We start from the raw sequence: 1,114 nt of genomic DNA, 5'->3' as shown, positions 1-1,114 counted from the left end.
CAAAAAACGCAAACAACTCCGTGGAACAATAGGTCTTATTCCACTCTGGAAAAGACATTAGAGGCTCAAACCCAAATTTTTCTTGCGCTTCCTTTGCACCTTTTATATAAACAAATTCGTAATTTTTTCCATCAAATGTCAATCGACCCACTGGGTTCCACGATCGACTTTGATAATCTTGCCAAGCTAAAAATAAAGTTTTTAGGGAAGTGATACTCATAAATTTAATAGACAGAGCAGTCTTTTTTTGTTGGTGAGCAAAATTTTCTTAGCAAAGTCAGATGCTTCTTTTGAGATACGACAATCTGGAAATGCCTGTAAAGTTGAATTTATCTGTTGCTCTGAAATTTGCTCAAGACGGTTGAGCCACTCCTGACTAGCTTTAGGATAGTGAGTGTTAATGTATTCAAAAAGTTCAAATGTTTTCAGAGGCTTTTTTTCATTTTCGTTAAGATAAAAGGCTGACTTGCACCCATTTACGTAAGACTCTACAGACCTATGCTGGCGTTTAGTATCAGAAAGTTCACGACCCAGGCATGAGGCGTGATCGTAAGTGGGAGCTAGATAAATACCTGTTTGAGAGGTCTTAGGAAGTACAAACCCCCAATTTTCATGATGACGATCACCATTACCAATCCACGCATCTAGCAGCAAGTAGCCAACAAACAAATCTCTGGCATCTGTGAAACCATCAGGTACTGTCCAACTAGGGGGGAAGTTAACAGATTTTTCTCTAATCGCCTCCATAACCACTTCAATTGTATGTTGATAAGCCTTTTGCGTAACCAAAGCGGGATAATCAGGATTAATGCCACTAAGTACTTCATTACCATGCACTAGGGTTTCTCCCTCTCCTAAAAAATTGACTGTAATCACCCCTTTTTGTCCATCGGCGGTTTCTGCTAACTCATAGCGCGCCGCAGGTATATCTAGAAGATTGCACAACTCAAATGCCACTTTTTCTGACCAGTCTTCTCCTGTGTTTTGGCGAGGATACTTGAACAGACACTTTTTCAATTGAGAATGATTAAACCAAAATTTTTCCTTTGTCCCCATTGTTTCGTCTTGAGCCTGACTCTCTTGCTCCGGAGTTAAACGAATGATCTCGTACTGA

The 1,114-nt window shown here is 39.9% G+C and carries 1 protein-coding gene and 1 pseudogene; both read right to left on the bottom strand.

Annotated features, from left to right (window positions below; all coding sequences use genetic code 11):
- Positions 1 to 220: pseudogene (locus tag F6K53_RS44660) on the bottom strand (DNA-binding protein); the annotation flags it as partial.
- Positions 217 to 1,114, bottom strand: an 898-nt coding sequence (locus F6K53_RS44655) for a HipA domain-containing protein (protein WP_293087458.1), incomplete at its 5' end; no start/stop codon positions are given. The pseudogene F6K53_RS44660 and the gene F6K53_RS44655, both read right to left, overlap by 4 nt.

This window comes from Moorena sp. SIO4A1 (assembly GCF_010672065.1).
Taxonomy (GTDB): domain Bacteria; phylum Cyanobacteriota; class Cyanobacteriia; order Cyanobacteriales; family Coleofasciculaceae; genus Moorena.
The sequence above is the reverse complement of the archived record's forward strand: the minus strand, read 5'-3'. Positions and strand labels throughout refer to the sequence as shown.